The organism is Nocardia stercoris, assembly GCF_003696265.1.
In the GTDB taxonomy this organism is placed as follows: domain Bacteria; phylum Actinomycetota; class Actinomycetes; order Mycobacteriales; family Mycobacteriaceae; genus Nocardia; species Nocardia stercoris.
The window spans coordinates 1-25,000 of the sequence record NZ_RFFH01000007.1 but is presented as its reverse complement, the minus strand read 5'-3'; the positions used below and the strand labels follow the sequence as shown (position 1 = coordinate 25,000).

Below are 25,000 nucleotides of genomic sequence, written 5' to 3'. Positions count from 1 at the left end.
ATGACCCTCCTGCACGAACCCGACACCATCGCCGATCGCGTGGCCGAACTCGGCGAACGCAAACGCGACGCGCGACTCGGACCCGATCCCACGGCCACCGATCGCCAGCACGACAAGGGCAAGTACACCGCGCGCGAGCGCATCGAGAAGCTGCTCGACCCGGGCACTTTCGTCGAGGTCGAACCACTGCGCCGGCACCGCGCCACCGGGTTCGGCCTGGAGACGCGCCGCCCCTACACCGACGGCGTGATCACCGGCTGGGGCGCGGTAGACGGGCGGACCGTCTTCGTCTACGCCACCGACTTCCGTATCTTCGGCGGCGCGCTCGGCGAGGCGCACGCGCAGAAGATCCACAAGATCATGGACATGGCGCTCACCGCCGGTGCGCCGTTGATCTCGCTGAACGACGGTGCGGGCGCGCGGATCCAGGAGGGTGTCGCCGCGCTCGCCGGTTACGGCGGGATCTTCCGCCGCAATACCCGGGCCTCGGGGGTCATCCCGCAGATCAGCGTCATGCTGGGCCCGTGCGCGGGCGGCGCGGCCTACTCGCCGGCGCTCACCGATTTCGTGTTCGCCGTCCGGGACATCTCGCAGATGTTCATCACCGGGCCCGACGTGGTACGCGCGGTGACCGGCGCCCAGGTGACGCACAACGAACTGGGCGGGGCCGACGTACACGGAACTGCCTCGGGCGTAGCGCATTTCGTCTACGACGACGAGGACACCTGCCTCGCCGAGGTCCGGGTGCTGCTGTCGCTGCTGCCGTCGAACAACCGGGACCTGCCTCCGGTCGCCTTCACCACGGATGCCGCGGACCGCCCGACCGACGCCCTGCTCGACACCGTGCCGGTGGACGGCGGCCGCCCCTACGACATTCGTGACGTCATCACCGAAACCGTCGACGACGGTGAGTATCTGGAAGTCCACGCGCAGTGGGCCGGAAACCTGGTGTGCGCGCTGGCCCGGCTCGACGGGCAGGTGGTGGGTGTGGTGGCCAGCCAGCCGCTGGTGCTGGCCGGGGTGCTCGACATCGACGCCAGCGAGAAGGGCGCCCGGTTCGTACAGTTCTGCGACGCCTTCAACATCCCGCTGCTCACCCTCGTCGACGTACCGGGCTTCCTGCCCGGGGTGGACCAGGAACACGCCGGCATCATCCGGCGCGGCGCGAAACTGCTCTATGCCTACTGCAATGCCACGGTGCCGCGTGTCTCGCTGATCCTGCGCAAGGCCTACGGCGGCGCGTACATCGTGATGGACTCGCTGTCCATCGGCGCCGACCTCGCGCTGGCCTGGCCGACCAACGAGATCGCCGTCATGGGTGCCGAGGCGGCCGCGGACGTGGTGTTCCGCCGCGAGATCGCCGGCGCGGCCGACCCGGCGGCCGTGCGGGACACGAAGATCGCCGAATACCGCCGGGAACTCGTGCACCCCTACTACGCCGCGGAACGGGGCCTGGTCGACGACGTCGTCGACCCGCGCGACACCCGGGCCGTCCTCATCCGGGCCTTCGCGATGTTGCAGGGCAAGGACACCGATCTGCCGCGCCGCAAGCACGGCAACCCGCCGCAATGAGCGCCGCGACGCCGCCGTTCCTGCGGGTCGAGAAGGGCCACCCGGACCTCGAGGAACTCGGTGTGCTCACCGCGCTGCTGTATGCCAGAACCCGTTCCGGCGCAGCGGAATCCGCGCCGCCACGCACCGCCGCGCGCTGGCGCCGTCCCGAACGCCACCCCGCGTTCACCGATCCCCGGGCGTGGACCACCTCCGCCGCCCGCCGATGAAGGAACGAGTACTCATGGATGTCGGACTGCTCTTCGACCTGCGCAATCCCGAACCCTGGCAGCGGCCCTGGGCCGACCGGTACGCCCGCACCCTCGAACTGTGCGAGGAGGCCGACCGGCGCGGTGCCGGCGGGGTCTGGTTCACCGAACACCACCTGTTCGAGGACGGCTACCTGCCCCAGCCGCTCACCTTCGCGGCCGCCGCCGCGGCCCGCACCCGCCGGGTCCGCATCGGCACCGCTGTGGTGCTCCCGGCATTGCGGAAACCGGCGCAACTCGCCGAGGAGGCCGCGATCGTCGACCTGATCAGCGGCGGCCGGCTGGAACTGGGGCTCGGCGCCGGCTACCGCGTTCCCGAATACCGGCTCTTCGACGCCGAATTCGGCCGCCGCTTCGCCCGGACCGGGGAGACGATCGCCGAGGTGCGGCGGTTGTGGGAGACCGGCGGTGTCACCCCCGGACCGGTCCAGCAGCCGGTTCCGGTGTGGGGCGGGTTCTACGGACCCCGCGGCGCCCGCCTGGCCGGGCGGCTCGGCATCGGGCTGCTGCACATCTCGCACGAGCTGTTCCCGATCTACCGCGACGGCCTGATCGAGGGCGGCCACGACCCGGACACGGCCCGAGTGTCCGACCTGCTGCCCGTGCTGCTGGCCGACGACCCGGAGGCCGCCTGGGCCAGGGTCGCCCCGCACCTGGCCCACCAGATGAACTCCTACCGCCGCAAGTCGGTCGAGGGCACCGACGCGCCGGCCCCGCCCACCCTGCAACCGGCGGATCTGCGGCGAGCGAATCCGGACGGCTCCTGGGGGCTGCTCGAGATCCTCACCCCGGAACAGGCCGCCGAGCGCATCCACCAGCGCACGGCCGGACTGCCGTTGCGGCACTTGATCTTCTGGGCCGATATCGCCGGAATGCCGGACGACCTGGTGACCCGCAACATCGAGCTGGTCAGCGAGCAGCTGCCGCCGCTGCTGGAGAAGCGGTTCGGCGTGGAGGCGGTGCGCGGTGGCTGACCACGGGCCCGCCCGGCCGTCCCCGCTGCTGCTGATCGTGTTGTCGGGCAACATGATTCTCGACGCCATCGAGGTGTCCATCGTGCTGCCGGCGCTGCCCGGCATCGCGCGCGCCCTCGGGCTGTCGCTGGGGACGGCGCAGTGGCTGATGAGCGGGTTCGCGCTCGGGTTCGCGCTGGTGCTGGTGTCGGGTCCGGCCGTCGTCGCGCGGTTCGGGCGGCGGCCGGTGTATCTGGGCGCGATGGGGCTGTTCGTCCTCGCCTCGGTCGTGGGCGGAAGTACCGACAGCGTGGGGCTGCTCGTCGCGTGCCGGGTCCTCAAGGGCGCGGCCGCGGCGGCCACGGCCCCGGCCGGGCTGGCCGTGATCATGGCCGAGTACCCGGCCGGCCCCGAACAGCGGCGGGCGATCTCGATCTACGCGCTGTTCGGCGCGGCCGGGTTCACCACCGGGCTGTTGCTGTCCGGCGGACTCGCGGCGCTGAACTGGCATCTGGTGCTGCTGTTTCCGGCGCCGATCGCGGCCGCGCTGCTGGTCCTGGGCGGGCGGGTCTTTCCCGCCGCCGCGGCCGCCCGCGCACCGTGGGTATGGTCGCCGCCGCGGAATCCGACGCTGGTCCGCTCGGCGCTCGGCGCCGCGACCCTCAACGGGGCGTATGTCAGTCTGCTGCTGCTGATCACCGCCCGGCTGGCCGATCACGGCCACCCGGCGTGGCAGATCGCCCTCGCCCTCCTCCCGGCCAGCCTGCCGTTGACGGTCGCGACGCCGTTCGCCGGCCGGCTGGTGGCCCGGACCGGTACGGCCCGGCCGATCTTCGCCGGTGCGGTCGCGGCGGCGACCGGCGAACTGTGGTTCCTGGCCCGGCCCGGATCCGGGTCCTACCTGTGGGATGTGCTGCCGGTCCTGCTGCTGGTGGAAGCCGGCTTCGTGCTGTCGTTCGCGGCGCTGAACATGCAGGCGACCGCGACCCTCGCGGTCGAGCGGCGGCCTGCCGCGATCCCGTTCTATCAGGCCGGTGTCCAGCTCGGCGCCGCGCTGCTGCTGCCGATCACCGTCGCGCTGAGCGGATCCCACCGCGCCGCGGCGACGGTCATCGCCGTCGTCGGTGTCGCCGGGGTGGTAGTCGCCGCCGCGGAACTGGTCGCCCGTCGCACATCCGATCCGTCCGGAGGTCTCGCCCCGAGCCTCGTCCCGCGCCACGCCGAATCCTGGAGGCAACCGTGACCAGCACCGAAACCCTTGCGGCCGAACAGCAGTCCGCACCGCTCGAACTCGCCGTGATCGTGGGCAGCGTCCGCGACGGCCGGGTCGGCCCGACCGTCGCGCGCTGGTTCGCCGACGAGGCCCGGACCCACGGCGGCTTCCACGTGGACGTGATCGATCTGCTCGATTACCCACTGCCCCTGGTGATTCCGGCGCCCGGGCAGTTCGCCGACCCGGAGACCACCCGCATTCACGAAGCCCTCGCCGCGCGGATCGCCGCCGCCGACGCCTACGTCATCGTGACCCCCGAGTACAACCACACCCTGCCGGCCGCGCTGAAGAACACCGTGGACTGGGTGTACGCCGAGTGGGCCGCCAAACCGGTCGGGTTCGTGTCCTACGGCGGCATGAGCGGCGGGCTGCGCGCGGTCGAGCACCTGCGCCACATCGTGGCCGAACTGCACGGGGTGACGGTCCGCGAATCGCTGAGCTTCCACCAGGTGTGGGAGGCGTTCGACGGCGACCTGCCCCGGGATCGGGAGGGGAGTGCCGCGGCTGCCAAGGGCATGTTGGACCGCCTGGTCTGGTGGGGACGAACCCTGCGCGCGGCCCGCCTCGACCGGCCCTACGAGCGCTGAGACGGAGAGATTCCCATGCCCCACACCGTCACGCCGTCGCAGGTCATGCCGCGGATCCGCCGGGCCGACGCCCCCGCGGTGTTCGTCGGCCATCGCCACGTGCCCGACGTGACCCACGGTCACGCCCTGCTCGCCGAAGTCACCGAGCAGTGGCAGCGGACGCCGTGGCCGCCCGAATTCCGTTCGTTCAGTGGCTATCTGAGCGTCGAAGAGGACACGGTACTCACCTATGCCCGAGCGACCGCGGCCGCGGACTATCGCGCGTTCGTCCACAGCCTGACCGGCGCCGCCCGGTCGGAGGCCGTGGAGTATCGGGTACAGCGCAGCCTCGTGACCACCGAGACCGGCGATCCCGGCTGCATGATCGTCGCGATGTTCGACGTGGACGGGCCGGACCGGCAGCGGGCCATCATCGATTCGCTCATCGCGACCCTCGAGGCCGGTGCCACGCCACCCGGCATGCTGTCGGCCAATTTCCACGCCAGCCTCGACGGCACCCGTGTGCTCAACTACGCCGAATGGGTCTCCGACGAGGCCCATATCGAATTCCTGGCCGGCTCGACCCGGCAGGCCACCCTGCGCACCTCGACCGGGCTGCCCGGGGTACGGCCGATCGGGTTCCGCCGCTATCACCTGTTCCGCACCCTCACCGCCGAACCGGTTTCGGCACCAAGGAGTCGACCATGACCGTCGCATTCGACGCCCGCCCACTGATCGCCCGGCCCGGCGTGGCCGCCGCGCTCTCGATCGAGATCCCGGCCACCGGCGTCGAGGACCAGGACCGTATCGCCGACGCCGTCGTGGCGCACTGGAACCGGCTGGACTGGCCGGACACCTTGGCGGCGGTCAGCTGCTTCGGCAATATCGACGGCCGCTCGGTGCTCGTCTATTCGCAGTGGGCCCAGGAGCCGGCGCTCGACGCCGGTGGGGTCCTCGTGCCCGCGGGCTTCGCGGCCGAGGCGCCGACCGCCTACCACCTGTATCGCACGGTTCCCGGCGGTGGTGTGCCCTCGCCGCCGCCGCCCGCGTACTGCTTCCCGGTCGCCTTCTTCGCCGTGGAACCGGGGGAATCGGGACGCGGGAAGATCGACGCCATGCTGGCGGCGGAGGAGGCCAAGGCCGGCACGCGCCGCGACTATCCGGGCGGCATCGCCGCCCACATGCATGTCAGTGCCGACGACACGAGCATCTTCGTACTGTCGGAATGGGTTTCGGTGGAGTTGCACACCGCCCACATCGAGGAGATCTGGGAGGAACTGCTGGCCCAGGGCGGTCACCGGGCGCTCGAGCAGGGCAAGCCCGCCACCGGCGACCGCTTCCGGCACTACGCCACGGCCACGGTGGACGCGCGATGAACACCCTCGGCCTGTTCCCCGGGCAGGGTTCGCAACGTCCGGGGATGGCCGCCTGGATCGTCGACCACCCGGCGGCGGCGGCGGTCTTCCGGCGGGCCGACGAGATTCTCGGGCTGCCGCTGAGCACGCTCTGCGTGGACGGCACAGCCGAGGAGTTGCGGGCCACCGAGGTCACCCAGCCGGCGGTGGTGGCGACCAGTCTGGCCCTGCTGGCGGCACGTACGCAACGGCCCGACGCGGTCGCCGGGCACAGTCTCGGCGAGTTCACCGCGCTGGCCGCGGCGGGCGTGCTCGACGAGGAATCGGTGCTGCGGCTGGTGCGCCGCCGCGGCGAACTGATGGCCGAGGCTTCCGCGCGCAGCGCCGGCGCGATGAGCGCCGTGCTCGGCCTCGACGTGGAGAGCATCGAAAAGCTCTGCGCCACAGTTGATTCCGGCAGCGTGGAGGTGGCCAACCACAACCAGCCCACCCAGGTCGTGGTGTCCGGGCACGAGGTCGCCGTCGGTGAGCTGGAACAGCTCGCCAAGGCCGCCGGCGCGGTCAAGACCGTCCGCTTGAAGGTCGGCGGACCGTTCCACAGCCGGCTCATGGCCGACATCGCCGCCGACTTCGGTGCCGAGCTGGACCGCTACGAGTTCCGGCCGCCCGCGATTCCCGTGCTCAGCGCGGTGACCGCCGACTACGTCACCGACCCCGCCGAGATCCGCGACCTGCTGCGCGGGCAGTTGCTGGCGCCGGTGCGCTGGGTGGACACCGTCCGCCGGGCCGTCGCGGACGGTTACGACGAACTGCTCGAACTCGGCCCCGGCCAGGTCCTGACCGGATTCTCCCGTCGCATCGCACCGGATGTCGCCTCGGCGGCGGTGTCCGCACCCTGAAAAGGAGCACCATCATGATCGTTGTCACCGGAGCCACCGGCAATGTCGGCCGCGTCCTGGTCCCCGCCCTCGTCGCCACGGGGGAGCAGGTGGTCGCCGTGTCCCGGGGGATCACCCCGGCCGAACCGCCCGCAGTGCCGCACCGCACCGCGGAACTCTCCGACAGCTCGGCCCTGCGCGAGATTCTCGACGGCGCCGACGCGCTGTTCCTGATGATCGCGGGCGCCCAGCATTTCGGCGGCGTCGACCCGCAGGAGGTGCTCGACGTCGCCAAGACCGCCGGGGTGCGCCGGGTCGTGCTGCTGTCGTCCCAGGCGGCCGCCACCCGTCCGGAGCTGATCTCGCATCAGCGGTTGCGCGACTTCGAGGCCGCGGTCCGGGACGCGGACCTGGACTGGACGATCCTGCGGCCTGGTGGTTTCCACTCCAACGCGCTGGCGTGGGCACCCCAGGTCCGCGCGACCCGCACGGTCGCGGCGCCGTTCGCGGATACCGGCCTGCGGACGATTCACCCGGCCGATATCGCGGAGGTCGCCGCGCGGGCTTTGGTCGATTCGGAGCATCTGGGACAGACCTACCTGTTGCTCGGCCCGGAACTGGTCTCTCCCCGGCGGCAGGCGGCGGCGATCGGCGCGGCGATCGGGCAACCGGTGGATTTCGTCGAATTGTCCTATGAGCAAGCCTTGTTCGGAATGGCCGAGACCATGCCCGAGCCGGTGGCCCGGGGCGTGCTGGAACTGCTCGGAAATCCCACGGCCGAAGAACTGCGACCGAGTCCGGATGTGGAGCGGGTCCTGGGTCGTGCGCCACGGACATTCGCGGAATGGGCCCGTTCGTCCGCGCCCGCATTCGCGCCGTGAACGGCCGCTCGATTGACGAAATATGTTCGGGCAGAACGCAATTGGTGATTTACGAGCTCGGCTGCACTGGAATTGGAACATGACGGATGTACAAGAGAACGGTCCCGAACCTCGTCGCCGGAAAAGCCGGTTGCGTGGCCCCCGCCGCCGCTGGATCGCCATCGCAGTGGTCGTAATCGCGGTGGCGGCCGGGGTATACGCCGCGATATCGACCGGCCGGTCCGGCGGAACCGCCGCCACGCCGGTCCACCACGGCACCCTCCATTTCGGTGTCGCCGGCACCCAGGTATCGCTGGACCCGGCCGGCTCGTCCACCGATGTCACCCATCTCATCGACCGCAACATCTTCGACTCGCTGGTCGCGCAGACCGGTCCCGATACCTTCAGCCCCTGGCTGGCCACCGGCTGGACGGTGTCCCCGGACGGCCGCACCTACCGGTTCACCCTGCGCGAGGGAGTCACCTTCCACGACGGCACCCCCTTCGACGCCACCGCCGTCGTCGCCACCTTCGACCACATCCTCGACCCCAAGACGAAGTCCACCTCGTCGTCGTCCCTGCTCGCCGCCTACCAGGAGACCCGGATCGTGGACACCCACACCGTCGACGTCGTGCTGAAACAGCCGTTCCGCCCGTTCCTCTCGGCGCTGTCCACCACCGGCCTGGGCATCCAGAGCCCGAAGGCCCTGGCCGCCGGCGAGGCCGACTACCGGCCGGTCGGCACCGGTCCGTTCCGGTTCGACCGAAACGATCCGGGGCACAGCGAGATCCTGGTTCGGTACGACGGCTACGACTCGCCACCCACCGGCGCCGCGCACACCGGCCCGGCCTACCTCGACCGACTCCAATTCGACTTCATCGGGGAGGACTCGACCCGCGTCGGCGCGCTCACCAGCGGTGAGCTGCACGGGATCAACGGCGTGCCGCCCGTCTCCGCGAACTCGCTGCAGGGCCGGTCCGGCCTGGCCCTGCACGACGTCGAGTCGCCCGGGCTGACCTACAGCCTCTACCTCAACCAGACCCACGGACCATTACGCGATCCCGCCGTCCGGCGCGCGCTCGCCGCGGCCATCGACGTCCGGAAACTGGTGGGCAGCATCTATTTCGGCCGCTACCCGGTGGCCGACAGCCCGATCAGCCGTGCCACCGCCGACTACGACCCGACCGCCGGCAGCGAACTGCCCACCTACGATCCCGCCGCGGCGAAACACCTACTCGATCAAGCGGGCTGGAACCAGGTGGACTCCGACGGCTACCGGGTGAAGAACGGCGCCCGGCTGTCGCTGGTGTGGCCGAACTGGATCGACGGTCAACGCGACCAGCGCACGGTCGTCGCCGACGGTATCCGCGCCCAGGCCAAGGACGTCGGCATCGAGATCCAGCGGCCGGATGCCGAGACCGGCACCTATATCGAACGCTATCTGTCCGGTGGCGACTACGACATCGTCGACGGTAATTCCGTCAGCCCCACCCCGGACGTCCTGCGGTTCGCGTTCTTCTCGACGAATACCTTCGCCCATTCGGGATCGAATATGGCCCTGGTGAATTCACCGCAGATCGACGGCTGGCTGACGGACGCGGACGTGACCACCGACGCCGGCCGGGCCGCCGCGGACTACGCCTCCGTCCAGCACGAGGTGCTGAAGCAGACGTTCGTCGTCCCGATCTACAGCGCGGTGGCGTCCTACGGTGTCTCGACCTCGATCCGCGGTGTGACCTGGGACGCGCAGACCTATCCGAGGTTCTACGACACATGGCTCGCGAACTGACCCAGGGACCGGGCAGCCTCCGCTGGCTGGCCGGCCGGATCCTGCAAGCCGTCGTCGTCGTATGGGGCGTCGCCACGGCGGCCTTCATCGGATTACATCTGATACCGGGCGATCCCGCACGCGCCATCGCGGGCGGGGTGGCCGCGCGGACCTCACCGCAGGTGCTGGCCGAGATCCGCGCCGAGTACGGTTTCGACCGACCGATCCTGGTGCAGTACACCGGGTTCCTGAAGCGACTGGCCGGCGGCGACCTCGGCACCTCCTACCAGCAGCACCGGCCCGTCCTGAGCGCCGTGGCCGAGCGGCTCTGGCCGACTGTGGAAGTCGCGATCGGCGGGCTGGCGTCCGGTCTGGCGCTGGCCCTCACGACCGCCTTGCTCACCTCGGGCCGACGGCGACCGCGGGCGGTCGCCCGCACCACCGAGTTCCTGCTGATGTCCGTCCCGACCTTCGCGCTCGGGATCGGGTTGCTCGCGCTCTTCTCGTTCCACTGGCACCTGTTCCCGGTGATCGGGGACAACGGAATTCGCGGTCTCGTCCTGCCGTGGGTGACGCTGGCGCTCGCCACGGCGGCCATGCTCTCGCAGGTCGCCCGCGACGGGATCGAACAGGCGCTGGCGCAGCCGTTCACCCTCACCGCCCGCGCCCGCGGCGCCGGTGAGCTCCGGGTCCGGATCCGGCACGCGTTGCGGCACACCGCCGCTCCGGTGCTCACGCTGTCCGGCTGGATGCTCGGCAATCTGCTCGGCGGAGTCGTGGTGGTGGAGAACGTGTTCGCGCGCCCCGGCCTCGGGCAGCTGCTCGTCGATGCGGTCCGCGCCCGGGACTATCCGGTCGTGACCGGGGTCGTCGTCCTCACCGCGGCCGTGTTCTCTCTGATCGGCATCGCGCTCGACGTCACGTACCGGGTCATCGACCCGCGGATCCGGGAGGTGGCCTGATGACCGCGCGGGCCGCGGCCGCGGTGGCGCTCGCGGTGCTGGTGGTCGCGGTGCTGGCGGCGGTAGCGCCCAGTGTGCTGGCGGGTTCCCCGGACCGCATCGATCCCGGTGCCGCCTTGCACGGTCCCAGTGCCGTACACGTTTTCGGCACCGACTGGCTCGGGCGCGACGTCTACGCCCGGGTGGTGTACGGCACGCGGGCGTCGCTGCTGGTGGGCGTCGGGGGAACCGTGCTGGCGACCCTGGTGGGGACGGGCTGGGGGCTGGTGGCGGCGCTGGGCGGGCGGGTGACCGACCAGCTCGCCATGCGGACAGCCGATGTGCTGTTGTCGTTCCCGACATTGCTGCTGGCGCTGCTGATGGTGGCCGCGCTGGGGCCGGGCCGCTGGAACATGACGATCGCGGTCACGGTCGCCCTCGCGCCGGGTTTCGCCCGGCTGGTGCGCATCCGCGCGCACCTGGTCCGGCGGTTCGCCTACGTGCGGGCGGCCACCGATCTGGGCCGCCCGACCTGGCAGGTCGCGCTCGTGCATATCGTGCCGAACGTGCTGCTGCCGCTGATGGGGGTCGTGGTGCCCAACATCGGCGTCGCGATTATCGTCGGCGCCTCGCTGAGCTTCCTGGGCCTGGGACCTGATTCCGCTACCCCCGAATGGGGTTCGATGCTGGCGCAGTCGCGCGACTACCTGTCGGTGGCTTGGGCGCCGGCCGTGTTCCCGGCGCTCGCCGTGACCGCGACGGTGCTATCGATCAGCGTGGCCGGGCGGGCGCTGGGCACCCGCGTGGACGATGGGAGATCTCGATGACCGAACCACTACTGCGGGTCCGTGGACTCGCCGTTGACTTCGCCGGAACGCCGGCGGTCCGGGACCTGCACCTCGAGCTCGACCGCGGCCACTGCCTGGCCCTGGTCGGCGAGTCCGGGTCCGGCAAGAGCGTCACCGCACGGGCCCTGCTCGGACTCGCCGGTCCGCGCGCGACCGTGCGTGCGCAACGGCTCGAGCTCGACGGCACCGCGCTGCTCACCCTGTCCCGGCGGCAGTGGCGTGCCCTGCGCGGACGGCGGATCGCACTGGTACTCCAGGACGCGCTGACGTCGCTGGACCCGCTGCGGCGGGTGGGACACGAGGTCGCCGAGCCGCTGGAGGTGCACCGCCTGGTCCGGCCCGAGGAACTCGACGACGCGGTGCTGGATCTGCTCGACCGCGTCGGCATTCCGGATCCGGAGGAGCGACTGTTGCAGTTCCCGCACGAGCTGTCGGGTGGGCTGCGGCAGCGCGCCCTGATCGCCTCGGCCATCGCGGGGCGGCCCGACCTGCTGATCGCAGATGAACCGACCACCGCGTTGGATGTCGGCGTGCAGGCGCAGATCCTCGATCTGCTGCGCGACCACCGGGACGCGGGCACCGCGATTCTGCTGATCAGCCACGACCTGGCCGTGGTGGCGACGCTGGCGGACACGGTCGCGGTCATGTACGCCGGCGTGGTGGTCGAACACGGTTCCGCGGCAGCGGTTCTCGCCGCCCCAGCGCACCCGTACACGGCGGAGCTGCTGTCCGCCGCGCCCCGGGTCGACGGCCTGCGCCATCGGGCCGGGACCCGGCCGTGGTCCGCGCCGGCGAGCACCGGTTGCCCGTTCGCCGGCCGCTGCCCGCTCACCGAGGATCGGTGCCGGGAAGCGCTTCCGGCACCGATCGAACTCGAGGACGGGCGAACCGTGCGCTGCCTGCACCCCGCGGAGCATCGAGAGCCGGTCACGGCCGCGGTCCCGGTGCCGCTCGCCCCGGCCCACGGCGAGACTCCGCTGCTGGAATTCAGTTCGGTGACATACCGATACCGCGCGCCGAACGGACGGTCGCGCACCGCCGTCGACGAGGTCTCGCTACAGGTGTATCCGGGTGAGGCGCTGGGCATCATCGGCGAATCCGGTTCCGGGAAGAGCACACTCGCGGCCCTCGCACTCGCCCATCTCATCCCGGATGCCGGGACCGTCGGCTACGCGGGCGGCCCGTGGAGCGCGCTGCGGGAGCGGCAACGCCGGCCGTTACGGCGCCGGATCCAGCTCATCGATCAGGACCCGCTCAGCGCCTTCGATCCTCGCTGGGCCGTCGCCGACATCATCGGTGAGGCCCTGCCCGTGCGGCGGACGCGCGCGGGCCGGATCGACGGTCTGCTCACCGCCGTAGGGCTCGAACCGGCGGTTCGGAGCCGCCGCCCGGCGGAACTGTCCGGGGGACAGCGGCAGCGGGTCGCGATCGCCCGCGCGCTGGCCGTCGAACCCGAACTGATCGTCGCCGACGAGCCGGTGTCGGCGCTCGATGTCACCATCGGAGCGCAGATCCTGGATCTGTTCGAACAGATCCGGATCGAGACCGGCACCGCCCTGATCTTCATCACCCACGATCTGGCCGTGGCGCGCCGACTGTGCACGCATCTCGCGGTCCTGCACGAGGGGCGGGTCGTGGAATACGGGCCGGCGGCCGAAATATTCGACGAACCGCGAAACGATTACACGCGAGCTCTGCTCGCCGCATCACACCGCCTGTGATCCCGCTCGGGAATTCGCTTCCCGGAAATGCGCATTCATTCACCCCACTGTTCGCGATGACGTGCGCCATTTGTTCGTGGATACCACTGCCACACATGATGATTCGTGGTGTCGATATGAATTTACGACTTCACTTCTATGGAGATCGGCGCAAGCTGATTTCAACCATTACCGCAATTTCTGTATTCAACGATTCTCATTATCGGAACCGCCGGTCGTCAACCGATCCGGATGAGCGCGGAATCGACCGCGCTATCGGTCCGTTCGAATCGAGCAAGGAATAGCGTAATGCGTAAGAACAAACTCGCCGTGTCTGCGGCACTCGCCGTTGTCGCGGTAGGAATCGCGGCCGGCACCGTCCACGCCGATCCGGTCGCCGCGGCACCGGATGCGGTCACGTACCAGGCCGGCGTGGCCGACGGCACGCTGACCGTCCGGATCCACAACGGCAGCTTCCTCGCGGACGACAACAAACTCGAGATCGAGAACGCGGACGGCGTCGTCGTCTCCGGTACACCGCTGACCGTCGCCGTCGACCAGCTCTCGTTCCCGATCGCCGTCGCCATCGACGGCGACACCGCCACCCTGACCCCGGAGATCGACCAGGACCACGCGACCCTGCACGACATCGACCTGCCGTTCCAGCAGCAGGCGCCGTGGCAGACACCCTACGACCGCGAGGTCTCGGCCTGGAACCGGCTGGCGTCCACCGTCGGCGTCGCGGCCGTGGCCGGCGGCACCTTCGGGACCATCGTGGGCGCGCTGTTCGGCTGCGTCGCGGCCGCCGGCGTGGCCGGGATCCCGGCCGGCGCCATCGGCACCCTGGTCGGCCCGGTCGGCACCACCGCCGCGAGCCTCGTCACCGGTCTGCCCGCGTGCATCGTCGGCGCCACCACCACCGGGGCACTCGGTGCCCTGGTCGGCGCGGTCCTGGTCACCGCACCGATCCTGGTCGCCGCCGCGATCCAGTACTTCACCACCATCGACGCACCGTTCACCCCGGCCCCCAAGCCGTGATCGTGTCGCCGCCTCGTGCGGTGGACCGTCGGATCCACCGCACGAGGCGGTGCGGAGATCGTGCGCTCGACGCGAATATTCCTTCCGCTCAGCCTGATCGGGGCAGCCGGTCAGCGCATCAAGTTCTCGATCACGATGGCGACACCTTGACCGGATCCCACGCATACTCCAGCTACTCCATATCGCGCACCGCGCTGCTGGAGTTCGGTGGCCAGGGTGAGTACGTAGCGGCCGCCCGAGGAACCGAACGGGTGGCCGATCGCCACGGCGCCACCGTTGAGGTTGAGCTTCTCGTCCGGCACTTCGAATCCGTCCAGCTGCCTCGGGAGCTCGCGCAACACGCCGAGGGCCTGCGCCGAGAAGGCCTCGTGGATTTCCCAGATATCGATGTCCGCAGGCCGCAGGCCCGCGCGGTGCAGTGCCTTCGGAATCGCCCACGCCGGCGCGATTCCCATCACCTTGGGGTCGAGCGCGTACACCGCGGACGCGACAACGCGCGCCATGGGCTGTACGCCGAGTTCCTCGGCGCCCTTCTCGCTCGCGAGAACGAGTGCGCTCGCACCGTCGTTCAACGGCGAGGAGTTCCCGGCGGTCATCACCGTGGTGTCGGGAAGGGTCGGCAGTGCCGCGAGCTTCTCCGCCGAGGTCTCGCGGATGCTCTCGTCGTGTTCGACGAGAACCGCTGGGGACTTGCGAGTCCCAGGAATCTCGACGGGATGGATCTCCAGAGCGAACCGGCCGGAGTCGCGGGAAGCCAGGGCCCTGGTGTGCGACCGCAAGGCGAACGCGTCGACGTCCGCGCGCGTGAGTCCGTACAGATCTGCCACGTTCTGCGCCGTCATCATCATGTCGATGTAGGCGTTGCGCGCGAGCAGGTTCGGGTTGGGAGGGCCGCCGGCACCGGACCACATGGTGTCGAGAATGAACTGCGGGCCGCGAGGCATGAACGGAGCGTCGCCCTTCATCAACGCCCAACCCGATCGGGACATCGACTCGACACCTGCGGCGATACCCACAGACAGCTCGCCACTGCGGATCGCGTGCGAGATCGAGATCGTGGCGGACAGGGAAGAGGCGCAGTACCGATTGACCGTGATCGCGGGAACGGAGTCGGGGAAACCGGCGGCCAGCGCTCCCCATCGGGCGATATCGCCCATACCCTCATGGGCCACGTTCACACAACCCGCGTGGATGTCCTCGATCGCCTCGAGTGGAACTCCGACCTTTGCGCAGGCTGCCTTCATTGTATTGCCGAGCAGGTCGTCCGGCCGAATACCCGAGAGCGCGCCCGCGTAACGGCCGACGGGAGTTCGGCAGCCGCCGATGATCAGTGCGTCCGACATCGTCTTCCTCCTGGTGCTGTCTGTGGATGAGTCGCTGCAGGCCGGAGGCGCACCGGCCGGTAGCCGGTGACCCGGCGCCGAAAACCGCTGCCGCTCGTCCGGCCGAATGCGACGCTGCAGTTCCGACGGTGCTACATCCTGCAAGGACGCTCTGGCACTTGGCTGGCATTGGCTGCCGGTGCGGCGCCGGTGTCGTCGGACGGCAGTCACGACCTCGACGGACGTGGCAGCGACGATGCGCGGAGAGAAAGACGGGCGCCTTACGGCGTGATGGCCGCTGGTAGCCGGTGCCAGCGTTCTGCCATGGGCGACCGCGAAGCTTCAGGGCATGAGCATCGACAGCGAAATCGCAGCGGTGGGGGTGCGGACGTGGTCGTGGACCGCGCTGTCCGCACGGCTGCCTTCCAGGGCACCCGGGTGCTCGCGAACGCTGCCGGTGACCCTGTTCGGCCTGCCCGGCCCGAGCGTCACCTCGCGGTGGCGTCCTTCCGGCCGATCGATTCGGCTCTGACGAAAGGTGATTCGACAATGCGAATTCTGCTCATCGGCGCAGGCGGCTATCTGGGCACGGCCGTGTCGGAGCGGCTGCTGCGCCTGGGCCACGAGGTGGTCGCCTTGATCCGGCCCGAGGCGGCTGAGGTGGTCGGCGCGTGCGAGTGCCGCGTCGGTGATCTGGCCGACCCGCCGACGCTGACCGCCGCCGTGACCCCCGACATCGATGCGGTCATCGATGTGGCCACGCCGCTGGGTGACCGGGCCGCCGACGCGGCGGCCATCGCCGCGTTGACCGCGCCGCTGGTCGACACCGGTCGCGGATTCGTCTACACCAGCGGCGTCTGGGTATTGGGCGCCACCGCGGACCGGACCGCTGACGAACAGTCGCCGGTGAACGCTATACCGATCGTCGGCTACCGGCCGGAGATCGAGCGCCAGGTGCTGGCTCTGGCCGACGAGGCGGTGCGGGCCACCGTGATTCGCCCGGGTCTCATCTACGGCCACGGTGGCGGCATTCCCGCGCTGCTGGTCGATCTGGCCCGCAAATTCGGCGCGCCCCGGATCATCGGCGACCGTGGGGTGCGCTGGCCGATGGTCTACATCGAGGACCTGGCCGACCTGTTCGTCCGGGTAGTCACCGAGGCGCCGGCCGGTACCCTCTGGCACGGTGTCGCGCATCCGGCCGTCGCCGTCTCGGATCTGGCCGCGGCCGCGGGCGCGGTCGCCGGTGTCACCACCGAGCCCGTGGTGTGGCCGGTCGACGAGGCGGCGGCCGAACTGGGGACGCCGTTCGCCGAGGCGCTGGCGCTGGACCAGTCGGTGAGCGGTACGGCGGCGCGGGACCGATTGGGCTGGCGGCCCGAGGGCCCGAACCCGGTCGTCGAAATGCTGGACGGCTCCTACCGTTAGCGGGTCCCGGCCCGGCGATCACGGAGTCTTCTCGAAGGGTATAGAACCCCATGCGAATTCTGCTCATCGGCCCGGCCCACCGGTGCGGCGGCGACACGAGAACGCCTGAGATGGCAACCCGCCGGGCCGGATTCGGCCGGATGCCGGTGTGTGGTTTGACCGCTGTCGAGGTCCCGGCGCAAGATCGGTTGTGATGACAGGCGATTCATGCGGGTAGTGCTACTCGGGACGGTGGCCGTGATGTCGGCCGACGGGTCGGATGTCCGGATCGGCGGACCTCGGGTACGCACCTTGCTGGCCTTGCTGGCGCTCGACATCGGTCGCGTGGTGTCGGACACCCGGCTGATCGACGGTATCTGGGACGAGGATCCACCGGTAGAAACGGGCAATGCGCTGCACACTCTGGTCAAGCGGCTGCGTACCGCCTTGCCGCCACAGGCGGTGATTCGCGTGGGCGCGGGCTACCGGCTGACGCTGGATGCGGCGGCGGTCGACCTGCACCGGTTCACCGACGCGCTGGCCCGGGGACGAGCCCAGTCCACGGCCGGGCAGCCGGCCGCGGCGGCGGCCAGCCTGGACGAGGCGCTGGACCAGTGGTCCGGTGAACCGCTGGGCGGCACCTGTGAGTCGGCCGGGCTGGCTGCCGCCGCGACGGGACTGAGTGAGCAGCGGTTGGCGGCCATCGAACTGCGCGCCGACGTCTACCGCGAGCTCGGGCGCGGCGGTGAGCTCCTGCGTGAGTTGCGCGCCGAGGCGGCCGCGCAGCCGCTGCGCGAATCGCTGATCGCCCGGGTGGTGATCGCTTTGGCGGCGGCCGGTCGCGCGGCCGAGGCGGTCGAGGTATATCGGCGGGCCGCGATGGTGCTGGACGCCGAGCTGGGCACGACCCCGTCGGCCGAATTGCAGTCGGCCTTCGCGCAGATCAGGGAGATCGCGGCAGCCGAGCCGGCCCGGCCCGCCGCACTGCCGGCTTCGGTGCTGCCCCGGCGTTTCACGAGTTTCGTGGGCCGGGCCGACTCCGCCGCCGCGATCGCCCGGAATCTGCGGCAATCCCGGCTGGTCACTTTGATCGGCATGGGCGGGGTCGGAAAGACCCGGCTGGCCACGGAATCGGCGTGCGGGTTCGCCGATTCCTGGCCGGACGGGTGCTTGTTCATCGAACTGGCGGCGGTGGAGCGTCCGGCGGCCGGGCAGGACGGCTGGTCGGCGCTCGGGGGCGCGCTGCTGGCGGCACTGGGGCTGGGCGAGGGTTCGGGCAGCGACTCGGTCGAGGTGGCGTGCCACGCGCTGGCCGGGCGGCGGGTACTGCTGATCCTGGACAATTGCGAACATATCGTCGAGGCGGCCGCCTGGATGGTCGACGCACTACTGCGCAGGCTGCCGACGGTGACCGTGCTGGCAACCAGCCGGGAGCCGCTGGGGTTGGACGGGGAACGGCTGTACCCGGTGGGCGCGCTCGTCACCCCGGCGGTCGGTCTCGATGTCGCCCGGGCCGCCGAATTCCCGGCGGTGCAGCTGTTCCTGGACCGGGCTACCGCGGTGCGGCCCGATTTCACACTCACGGAAGACAATTGCGCGGACGTATGCACGATCGTGCGCGGTCTGGACGGCAATCCGCTGGCCATCGAACTGGCGGCGGCTCGGCTCGCGGTGCTCCCGGTTCGCGAGGTGGCCGATCGGCTGACCGATCGGTTCCGGTTGCTGACCAACGGCTCCCGGCACGCGGTTCCCCGGCATCGCACGCTGCACGCCGCGGTGTCCTGGAGCTGGGAACTGTTGAGCCCGGCCGAGGTCCGGCTGGCCCGCCGGTTCGCGGTGTTCGCGGGCGGTGCGACGATTTCGGCGGTCCTGCAGACGGTCGCCGACGCCGAGGTCGACACCCTCACCGCGCTGGTGGCGAAGTCACTGGTGGAATTCGACGGCGAGCGCTACCGCATGGTGGAGACCATTCGCGCCTATGCCGCAGCGGAATCGGCGCGGGCCGACGAGACCGAGCATGTGTCGCGGGCTCACGCGGACTGGTGTGCCGAGTTCGTCACCACCGCCGCCACCGGATTGCTCGGACCGGCCCAGCACGAGTGGTTGCGCCGGCTGGCGGCCGAATACGGCAACTGCGAATCCGCGCTGGCCTGGGCGGTGCGGGTCGCGGACGGGCCGCGCGCGCTGCGGCTCTACGGCGGGCTCGTGTGGTACTGGCGGCTGTGTGGCCGGTTCGAGGCCATATCGGACTGGCGCCGGCGGGTGCTGGACCTGGTCGGTGACCGGCCGCCCGAGGGCTGTACTGCCGCCTACCTCGCGTGTCGGTACGCCGAACAGGTTCCGTCCAACCAGACCACCATCTGGTGGGGCTCGATTCAGCGCGATGTGGCCGAATTCGATGCGCTGGTGCGGGCCGCGATGGCCGAGCCCGAGCCGCCGCATCCGAAATTCGTGGTCATTCTGGCACTGCGGGACCACCGGTACGGTGACGACCGGTTGCTCGATCACTGTGCCGCCGTCGCGGAGGACGGAATTCGTGGCGTCGCGCTGATGTGCCGCGGCCTGTTCGAGCTCGGCGGGGATACTCCCGCGCGGGCCGTCGCGGATCTCGAGGCCGCGGTGGTGTGCCTGAGCACCTCCGGAGAGCCGTGCGCGCTGATGCAGGCGCTGTTCATGCTCTCGCAGGTACGTATCTACAGTGCCGGTCTCGCCGCGGCCCGGCCGGTCATCACCCGGGCCCTGGACCTGCTCGGGACGGATCTGGGACCCACCGAGCAGCTCGGTGTGCTGGGTATCGCCGCTGACCAGCTGGCGCTGGGTGGGGATGCGGAGGGTGCCGAGGCACTCCTCGACCGGGCGCGCGAGCTGGCGGGCACCACGGAACTGCCGGACCGGCTGCGGCGTTTCCTGATCTCGGTCCGCGGGCACCTCGCCTTCCGGCAGGAGCGGTTCGATCGCGCGGTGCAGTTGTACGCCCGCGTGTTCTCGGAGCCGACCGACTACCCCGCCCCGGAGGCCGGGCGATTCGATTTCGTCCGGTTCGCCCAGGACGTGCAGCAACGCAGCCGATATGCGGTCGCCCTGCTGCGTGCGGGGTTTCCGGAGCAAGCCGCCCGGGAGCTGGCGACCGCACGGGATATCGCGATTGCGACCTCTGGGCTGCTGGTGGCGGAGGTGGCCGTCGCCGGGGCGCTGATCGCGCTGGCATCCGGTGCGGCCGAGCACGCGGCCCGGCTACTCGGCGGGGCGGATGCGCTGCGCCTGCGAGCCGGTCTGGCTCACGGTTGCCCCGACCGGCCTCGTGCCGCGAGGCGAGCGCGGGAAGTGTTGGGACAGAAGCGTTTCGACCGGGCATACCGTGCCGGCGAACAGCTGACGGCAGAGCAGGTGGCCAATCTGCTGCGCGGTATCGACGTCGCCGGAGTCGGCACCGCCCGGCCGGATCGGCTGTTGCAGCCGGCCACGGTCGATTGACCGCGGACCGCCGGGATCAGCCGGCACGGCGGCCGATCCCGGCGGCCGGGTCAGTCGGCGCGGCGACCGGAGCGACGCTCGGCGGCGGTCGCGAAATCGGCCAGCCAGGCCTGTAATTCGCGTTCCAGCTTGGCCGGCGGGTAGAGCAACCGGATACCGACGCCGTCCATGGACTCCTCGCTGGTCATGGTGCAGGTGCTGTCCGGTCCGGGCGTGATCACATTGCGGTGCACCACGGTGAACCACATAGCCCGTCCGTGCCAGGACACCTCCCGGCCGGGATCGACCACCGCGAGGGTGGAGTGGGCGGTCCCGCCCGGCTGGGTCCAGTCGAACCGGGTCCCGGCGGCGATCGGCCCGGACACCGCCATGGCGCTGATGGTGGGTCGCACCTGCGCGGGCCAGCTCGCCAGGTCGGACAGCACGTCGTACAGGGTATCCGCCGTCGCGTGCACGGTGCGGTGCGCGATGGCGTGCACCGCAGCGTTCGGATCCACCCCGCCGCCCCGCAGATACTGCTGGGCCTTGTCGAATGTCGTCATATTCTTGCTCCGTTCGTCAGCCAGATGGCTGTACCCAGGTGAACTGCACCGAGTCCCACGCAGGTAGCGGCCATCGGGTAGTTGTGCAGACGGGCACCCAGCGCGGCATCGCCGATCTGGGCCAGCCCTGCGACCACGAGGATCGGGATGATGGCGGCGCGGTTCCCGGTCGCCAGGACGGCGAGGGCAACCACACTCAGGGGGATGGCACGGGCGGCATACCCACCGAGGAAGAGAGTGACACCGGGGGTGACGGACTCGCCCGCGGGCAGGGCCAGATGCGGTCGGAGCAGCCCGACCAGGCAGGAAACCCCCGACACCACAACCACCAGTGCGTTGAGGACGGCAATCACGATCGACATTTGCTTCTCGTCTCACATCGTTTTCATAACTCCGACTGTGCGGTGACAGCGCGACCACGCGTCCATTCGGTGAAGCGGTCGTACGCGTCGAGGGCAGCGGCGGTCGTGGCCTCCACCGCGTCTCAGGCGGTGGCGAGGCGGGTGGGCAGGGGAGCGAGGGAGAAGTTCTTCCAGATGTAGGTGTCCATCTGGTGCTGGTCCAGGGTCAGGTTGTCGACGCGGTCCACTTTGCCGTCGGAGTTGAAGTGCCACACCAGCGCCCATAGGGTGTCGACCTGGCCTTCGCCTGCGGTCGAGTAGCCGCGGTGGATATCGACGACGTATTCCTCGTTGGCTTCGAGGAAGAACGTTTCGGCCTTCATGCCCGCCTTGGCCAGCTGGGCGAAGAAGGCCAGGACCTCGTCGAGTCCGTGTTTGGTTCCCGAGAGCGCATGGTGCCCGGGAATGGTCCATGCGATGTCGTCTGCCAGTACCGCCCGCATGCCGTCCAAGTCGTAGCGGCCATACGCCTCGAAGAAGTCGCTGATCGCCTCGATCTTCGGGTCCTGCTGTGTCATCACGTGATTCCTTTCGGAGAGGGACAGTCAGCAGCCTGCGACCGGTCGCTGGCAGAACTCTGTCAGCGATTGCCAGCACCGGACACGCTGAAGTGACCCTCGGTGATCCGGGCCTGTCGTCCGGAATCAGCTGTGGTGCAGCGCCGCGAGCGGGCCTCGGACGTGTCGATGCTCCGGTTCGGCAGCGGTCTGATGCGGCCTGATCAGTCCAGGCGGCCGTAGATGAGGCGCAGGATCGCCTCGGTGAGGTCGTCGATGCCGTGCGCCACGTCCGACCCGGGTGCGGCCGACAGTTGAGAGAGGCGGCCGTCGCGCATCAGGGCTACCAGGGTGGCGAGGGTGGCGGAGTCGATGCCTTCGGGAGCCAGGCCCGCCGCGCGGTCGCGGTCGATCTTGGCCGCCAGGCCGCTGGCGAAGCGGGTTCGGACAGCGGTGATGAATTCCGCCAGGGGTGGGTAGCTGTTGTCGTAGCCCTCGAGGGAGCAGATCAGGATCGCGCTGTTGTCATGCCAGACCTCGGCCGCACCGGAGAGCTGGGCGTGCAGGAGTTCACGCTGCGGGCCGGTCGACGGGAGCCAGACGTGGGTTTGTGCGTAGCGGTCGCTGACGTCCTCCATCAGGCGGGCGAGGACCGCTTGTTTGGAAGGGAAGTAGAAGTAGAAGCTCGTGCGCGAGATGCCGGTCGCGTTGGTGATGTCGTCGACGGTCAGCTTCGCCATCGGCTTCTCGGTGAGCAGGCGGCGAGTGGCGTCGAGGATCTGCGCCTCGCGCTGGTCGCCTTTGGACATCGCGCCGCGCCGGCGGACATCTTCGGTGATGTCTCGGTTCACTTCGCGTCCGACCTTCTGCGCCATGACCTCACCCTAGAGTGATTCTCGATTCTGCTATCGACGTGTCGTCTATCATAATCGACACTGTGTCGATTCCAGCGTAGCGTGCCTGCCATGACCTCTTCGTTCGAGCGTCGGCGTACCGCGTCGTCGACCGCGATCGTGCTGACCATGGCCGGCACCGTGTTTCTCCTGGCCATGGCGCAGACGCTGCCCGTGCCCGCGCTTCCCCAGATCGGCCTGCAACTCGGCGTCTCGGCGACCACCGTCGGCTGGGTGACGACCGCGACCATGCTGGCGGCCTCGGCGTTCACGCCGCTGCTCGGCCGCCTCGGCGACGTCTACGGGCACAAGCCCGTCATCCTGGCGACGCTGGCGGTGACGCTGGTGGGCAGCCTGATCGCGGCCTCGGCGCACAGCATCGACCTGCTCATCCTCGGAAGGGCCTTGCAAGGCGCCAGTTTCGGTTTGTTCCCGCTGGCGATCAGCGTGCTGCGCCATGAACTGCCGACCGAGCGACTGACCGGGGCGCTGGCCGTCACCGCGTCGACGCTGGGCGTGGGCAGCGGGGTGGCGCTGGTCGCTACGGGGCTACTGACCCAGGGGGGTGCGGACTACCGTCGCATCTTCTGGCTGTGTGTCGCGCTGACCGTAGTGGTACTGGCGCTGGCGTTCTTCGTCCTGCCGCGCCGCGAAGGTCAGGGCGGGCGCGTCGATTACGTGGGTGCCGCGGTGCTCGGTACCGGTTTGGTCTGCCTGCTGCTGCCGATCTCGCAGGGCCACGAATGGGGTTGGGGCAGTGCGAAAGTGATCGGTCTGTTCATCGCCGCGGCCGTGGTGTCGGCCGGATTCCTGGTACTGCAGTCGAAGCTGCGTTCGCCGCTGGTGGCGACCTCGTTGCTGGCACATCGTCCGGTCGCGGTGACCAACCTGGCCAGCTTCTGCGTCGGTTTCGCTATGTTCAGCGTGTTCCTGGGCGCGACCTACTTCGTGGCGACGCCGCCGGCGCTGGCGGGCTTCGGGTTCGGCGCTTCGGTGCTGCGCACCAGCGTGGCCTTCATGCTGCCGGGTGCCGTGGTCTCGGTGCTGATGGGCCCGATCGCCGGTCGCCTGGTCGGCCGGATCGGCGCCCGCTTCGTGCTGCTGATCGCCAGTGTGATCGGCCTGTGCGCGCTGACCGCGCTGGCACTGCTGCACTCGACCAGCACGGAAGTCGTTGTCGCGCTGGTCGTCGCGAATGCCGCGATCGCCATCGCCTACGCCGCCATGCCTGCGCTTCTCGTCGCCAACGTGGCTCCGCACGAGACCGGCATCGCCAATTCGATCAACTCGATCATGCGTACCGTCGGCGGCGCGATCGGCAGTGCGCTGGTGGTCACGATCCTCACCAGTGACACCGTGGAGCACAAGCTCCGCAACGGTGCGGTCGCGGCCCTGCCCGCTGAGGGCGCCTACGAGATCGCCTTCCTGACGGGCGCTGCCTTCTTCGCGGTCGCGGCTCTGCTGGCCGCCTTCGGCCTGGGCCGCACCGGCCGTCGCCTGACCCAGCACGAGGTCGAGGAGGACATCGTCTTGGCGAGCGCCGGCGAATTCGCAACCGCGTCCACCGGTCTCTGACAGGCCCTGGATGAGCGGGCGAACTGCGGCGCCTGCTTCGGTGCGGACATCAGGTAGCCGGGAATTTCGGCTTCCAACCGCATCTGGTCACCCAATGATGCAGGTCAGGCCCGGTTTGGTACCGGGCCTGACCTGTTTTTGTTGCGCCGACCAGCTGTGGTCCCCCGTCTACGCCGACGGGTCAACTTCGCGACGTAGACGAAATCCCTTCGCGGAGAGGCGTCCAGGCCCGAATGTCCCAGCTCGCTGCCGTACCTCAGGCTGCCGGCCGATCCGCTGGACGCTCCTGCGGCTCGCACTGTTCGATCAGGTCGAGCAGCTGGTCCATCGCTGCGAGGGATGACCACTCGTCACTGATCATTGCCTTTTCTGCTGATCCATATCCACGCCGTCGATCATGCATCGAAGTTCACGCCGAATGCCCGCCATTACGGTTCCTATACTGTCGTGCGGCGACGTTCTCCATTTCCTTGATGGACCGATTCGCGGACAGGACCGCGACTACGCCGGCCACGGGCCGTCTGAAAAGTTCTCGTCGATACGGCTCCGGCGTCTTGCCCGACCGGGGGAACTCCGGCGCCGGAACCGAGCCGATCCGCGCAGACGACGGAACGACACTCCTGCGTGATACGAAAGTAGATGGAAGGTATTGCGCAGCAACCGATATCGATGAATTACGCGGTACCTCCGCCGTAGAGAATGTGTCAGGAAGCGATGTGGAGCATGGCGGAATCCTCACGTGTGCAGGTATTTTCACGGAACGGGCCTAGGTCATGTCTCCCAATAGCTGTTGGTGATCTCGCTGCGGCGACTGTCTGACTGGGTCATGGTGGTCGCCGTGGTCGTTGTGGGTGATCGATATCAGGTGTTGACCGACAGTCAGTGGGAGTTG

Annotated in this window: 22 protein-coding genes; 17 read left to right on the top strand and 5 right to left on the bottom strand. The window is 69.7% G+C overall.

Translation table 11 applies throughout. The features are described from left to right. The 14 genes from EBN03_RS17470 (at position 1) to EBN03_RS17410 (ending at position 14,000) form a co-directional block, all read left to right on the top strand. A complete protein-coding gene (locus EBN03_RS17470; protein WP_122189127.1) occupies positions 1–1,572 on the top strand; it encodes an acyl-CoA carboxylase subunit beta in 1,572 nt (523 codons plus the stop codon). Then, a complete protein-coding gene (locus EBN03_RS17465; RefSeq protein WP_122189126.1) occupies positions 1,569–1,781 on the top strand; it encodes an acyl-CoA carboxylase subunit epsilon in 213 nt (70 codons plus the stop codon). Before EBN03_RS17470 ends, EBN03_RS17465 begins: the two co-directional genes overlap by 4 nt. A 14-nt stretch (positions 1,782–1,795) precedes the next feature. After that, positions 1,796–2,794 carry an LLM class flavin-dependent oxidoreductase gene (locus tag EBN03_RS17460; RefSeq protein WP_122189417.1) on the top strand — a complete coding sequence of 333 codons (999 nt, stop codon included), beginning with the start codon at positions 1,796–1,798 and terminating at the stop codon, positions 2,792–2,794. Beyond that, positions 2,787–4,016 (top strand): MFS transporter, encoded by a 1,230-nt coding sequence (locus EBN03_RS17455; protein ID WP_199742855.1) that lies wholly within the window; start codon positions 2,787–2,789, stop codon positions 4,014–4,016. The genes EBN03_RS17460 and EBN03_RS17455 overlap by 8 nt, the downstream gene beginning before the upstream one ends. Then, positions 4,013–4,633: an NADPH-dependent FMN reductase gene (locus tag EBN03_RS17450; protein WP_233608444.1), complete on the top strand. Its 621-nt coding sequence runs from the start codon at positions 4,013–4,015 to the stop codon at positions 4,631–4,633. The genes EBN03_RS17455 and EBN03_RS17450 overlap by 4 nt, the downstream gene beginning before the upstream one ends. 15 nt (positions 4,634–4,648) lie before the next feature. Next, on the top strand, positions 4,649–5,320 hold the full coding sequence (locus EBN03_RS17445; RefSeq protein WP_199742854.1) for an antibiotic biosynthesis monooxygenase: 672 nt from the start codon (positions 4,649–4,651) through the stop codon (positions 5,318–5,320). Then, positions 5,317–5,988: an antibiotic biosynthesis monooxygenase gene (locus tag EBN03_RS34575; RefSeq protein WP_199742853.1), complete on the top strand. Its 672-nt coding sequence runs from the start codon at positions 5,317–5,319 to the stop codon at positions 5,986–5,988. The genes EBN03_RS17445 and EBN03_RS34575 overlap by 4 nt, the downstream gene beginning before the upstream one ends. Continuing rightward, the gene (gene fabD / locus EBN03_RS17440; RefSeq protein WP_199742852.1) at positions 5,985–6,866 is read left to right on the top strand and encodes an ACP S-malonyltransferase; all 882 of its coding nucleotides are present in this window, start codon (positions 5,985–5,987) and stop codon (positions 6,864–6,866) included. The genes EBN03_RS34575 and fabD overlap by 4 nt, the downstream gene beginning before the upstream one ends. A gap of 14 nt (positions 6,867–6,880) precedes the next feature. Then, positions 6,881–7,726 (top strand): SDR family oxidoreductase, encoded by an 846-nt coding sequence (locus tag EBN03_RS17435; RefSeq protein ID WP_122189124.1) that lies wholly within the window; start codon positions 6,881–6,883, stop codon positions 7,724–7,726. A gap of 79 nt (positions 7,727–7,805) precedes the next feature. After that, positions 7,806–9,494, top strand: a complete 1,689-nt coding sequence (locus EBN03_RS17430) for an ABC transporter substrate-binding protein (protein WP_158675658.1) — start codon at positions 7,806–7,808, stop codon at positions 9,492–9,494. Further along, positions 9,479–10,435, top strand: a complete 957-nt coding sequence (locus EBN03_RS17425; protein WP_122189122.1) for an ABC transporter permease — start codon at positions 9,479–9,481, stop codon at positions 10,433–10,435. Before EBN03_RS17430 ends, EBN03_RS17425 begins: the two co-directional genes overlap by 16 nt. Beyond that, complete coding sequence (locus EBN03_RS17420; RefSeq protein ID WP_122189121.1) at positions 10,435–11,241, top strand: ABC transporter permease; 807 nt, start codon at positions 10,435–10,437, stop codon at positions 11,239–11,241. The genes EBN03_RS17425 and EBN03_RS17420 overlap by 1 nt, the downstream gene beginning before the upstream one ends. Then, on the top strand, positions 11,238–12,983 hold the full coding sequence (locus EBN03_RS17415) for a dipeptide ABC transporter ATP-binding protein (RefSeq protein ID WP_122189120.1): 1,746 nt from the start codon (positions 11,238–11,240) through the stop codon (positions 12,981–12,983). Before EBN03_RS17420 ends, EBN03_RS17415 begins: the two co-directional genes overlap by 4 nt. Positions 12,984–13,271: 288 nt before the next feature. Beyond that, entirely contained in the window at positions 13,272–14,000 is a 729-nt protein-coding gene (locus EBN03_RS17410; RefSeq protein WP_122189119.1) for a hypothetical protein, read from the top strand. A gap of 110 nt (positions 14,001–14,110) precedes the next feature. Here the strand turns inward: EBN03_RS17410 and EBN03_RS17405 are convergent, their stop codons facing one another. Then, complete coding sequence (locus EBN03_RS17405; RefSeq protein ID WP_122189118.1) at positions 14,111–15,343, bottom strand: thiolase family protein; 1,233 nt, start codon at positions 15,341–15,343, stop codon at positions 14,111–14,113. Positions 15,344–15,871: 528 nt separating this feature from the next. Between EBN03_RS17405 and EBN03_RS17400 the strand changes: the two genes are divergently transcribed. Next, positions 15,872–16,747: an NAD-dependent epimerase/dehydratase family protein gene (locus tag EBN03_RS17400; protein ID WP_122189117.1), complete on the top strand. Its 876-nt coding sequence runs from the start codon at positions 15,872–15,874 to the stop codon at positions 16,745–16,747. 207 nt (positions 16,748–16,954) lie between these two features. After that, positions 16,955–20,200, top strand: a complete 3,246-nt coding sequence (locus tag EBN03_RS17395) for a BTAD domain-containing putative transcriptional regulator (protein ID WP_122189116.1) — start codon at positions 16,955–16,957, stop codon at positions 20,198–20,200. Positions 20,201–20,250: 50 nt separating this feature from the next. Here EBN03_RS17395 and EBN03_RS17390 read toward each other — a convergent pair whose 3' ends face one another. The 4 genes from EBN03_RS17390 to EBN03_RS17375 all read right to left on the bottom strand — a co-directional run bounded on the left by EBN03_RS17390 (position 20,251) and on the right by EBN03_RS17375 (position 22,515). Then, positions 20,251–20,742, bottom strand: coding sequence for an SRPBCC family protein (locus EBN03_RS17390; protein ID WP_122189115.1), 492 nt, complete (start codon positions 20,740–20,742; stop codon positions 20,251–20,253). After that, positions 20,739–21,104 (bottom strand): hypothetical protein, encoded by a 366-nt coding sequence (locus EBN03_RS17385; protein ID WP_122189114.1) that lies wholly within the window; start codon positions 21,102–21,104, stop codon positions 20,739–20,741. Before EBN03_RS17385 ends, EBN03_RS17390 begins: the two co-directional genes overlap by 4 nt. Positions 21,105–21,226: 122 nt before the next feature. Continuing rightward, complete coding sequence (locus tag EBN03_RS17380; RefSeq protein WP_122189113.1) at positions 21,227–21,661, bottom strand: nuclear transport factor 2 family protein; 435 nt, start codon at positions 21,659–21,661, stop codon at positions 21,227–21,229. Between the two features lie 203 nt (positions 21,662–21,864). Further along, on the bottom strand, positions 21,865–22,515 hold the full coding sequence (locus EBN03_RS17375; RefSeq protein ID WP_122189112.1) for a TetR/AcrR family transcriptional regulator: 651 nt from the start codon (positions 22,513–22,515) through the stop codon (positions 21,865–21,867). A 90-nt stretch (positions 22,516–22,605) separates the two neighbouring features. Between EBN03_RS17375 and EBN03_RS17370 the strand changes: the two genes are divergently transcribed. Then, positions 22,606–24,108, top strand: a complete 1,503-nt coding sequence (locus EBN03_RS17370) for an MFS transporter (RefSeq protein ID WP_122189111.1) — start codon at positions 22,606–22,608, stop codon at positions 24,106–24,108. Positions 24,109–25,000: the final 892 nt, after the last annotated feature.

Coding starts and splice junctions, on each gene's coding strand:
- EBN03_RS17470 (WP_122189127.1), top strand. CDS start 1: ATGACCCTCCTGCACGAACCCGACACCATCGCCGATCGCGTGGCCGAA.
- EBN03_RS17465 (WP_122189126.1), top strand. CDS start 1,569: ATGAGCGCCGCGACGCCGCCGTTCCTGCGGGTCGAGAAGGGCCACCCG.
- EBN03_RS17460 (WP_122189417.1), top strand. CDS start 1,796: ATGGATGTCGGACTGCTCTTCGACCTGCGCAATCCCGAACCCTGGCAG.
- EBN03_RS17445 (WP_199742854.1), top strand. CDS start 4,649: ATGCCCCACACCGTCACGCCGTCGCAGGTCATGCCGCGGATCCGCCGG.
- EBN03_RS34575 (WP_199742853.1), top strand. CDS start 5,317: ATGACCGTCGCATTCGACGCCCGCCCACTGATCGCCCGGCCCGGCGTG.
- fabD (WP_199742852.1), top strand. CDS start 5,985: ATGAACACCCTCGGCCTGTTCCCCGGGCAGGGTTCGCAACGTCCGGGG.
- EBN03_RS17435 (WP_122189124.1), top strand. CDS start 6,881: ATGATCGTTGTCACCGGAGCCACCGGCAATGTCGGCCGCGTCCTGGTC.
- EBN03_RS17430 (WP_158675658.1), top strand. CDS start 7,806: ATGACGGATGTACAAGAGAACGGTCCCGAACCTCGTCGCCGGAAAAGC.
- EBN03_RS17425 (WP_122189122.1), top strand. CDS start 9,479: ATGGCTCGCGAACTGACCCAGGGACCGGGCAGCCTCCGCTGGCTGGCC.
- EBN03_RS17420 (WP_122189121.1), top strand. CDS start 10,435: ATGACCGCGCGGGCCGCGGCCGCGGTGGCGCTCGCGGTGCTGGTGGTC.
- EBN03_RS17415 (WP_122189120.1), top strand. CDS start 11,238: ATGACCGAACCACTACTGCGGGTCCGTGGACTCGCCGTTGACTTCGCC.
- EBN03_RS17410 (WP_122189119.1), top strand. CDS start 13,272: ATGCGTAAGAACAAACTCGCCGTGTCTGCGGCACTCGCCGTTGTCGCG.
- EBN03_RS17405 (WP_122189118.1), bottom strand. CDS start 15,343: ATGTCGGACGCACTGATCATCGGCGGCTGCCGAACTCCCGTCGGCCGT.
- EBN03_RS17400 (WP_122189117.1), top strand. CDS start 15,872: ATGCGAATTCTGCTCATCGGCGCAGGCGGCTATCTGGGCACGGCCGTG.
- EBN03_RS17395 (WP_122189116.1), top strand. CDS start 16,955: ATGCGGGTAGTGCTACTCGGGACGGTGGCCGTGATGTCGGCCGACGGG.
- EBN03_RS17390 (WP_122189115.1), bottom strand. CDS start 20,742: ATGACGACATTCGACAAGGCCCAGCAGTATCTGCGGGGCGGCGGGGTG.
- EBN03_RS17385 (WP_122189114.1), bottom strand. CDS start 21,104: ATGTCGATCGTGATTGCCGTCCTCAACGCACTGGTGGTTGTGGTGTCG.
- EBN03_RS17380 (WP_122189113.1), bottom strand. CDS start 21,661: ATGACACAGCAGGACCCGAAGATCGAGGCGATCAGCGACTTCTTCGAG.
- EBN03_RS17375 (WP_122189112.1), bottom strand. CDS start 22,515: ATGGCGCAGAAGGTCGGACGCGAAGTGAACCGAGACATCACCGAAGAT.
- EBN03_RS17370 (WP_122189111.1), top strand. CDS start 22,606: ATGACCTCTTCGTTCGAGCGTCGGCGTACCGCGTCGTCGACCGCGATC.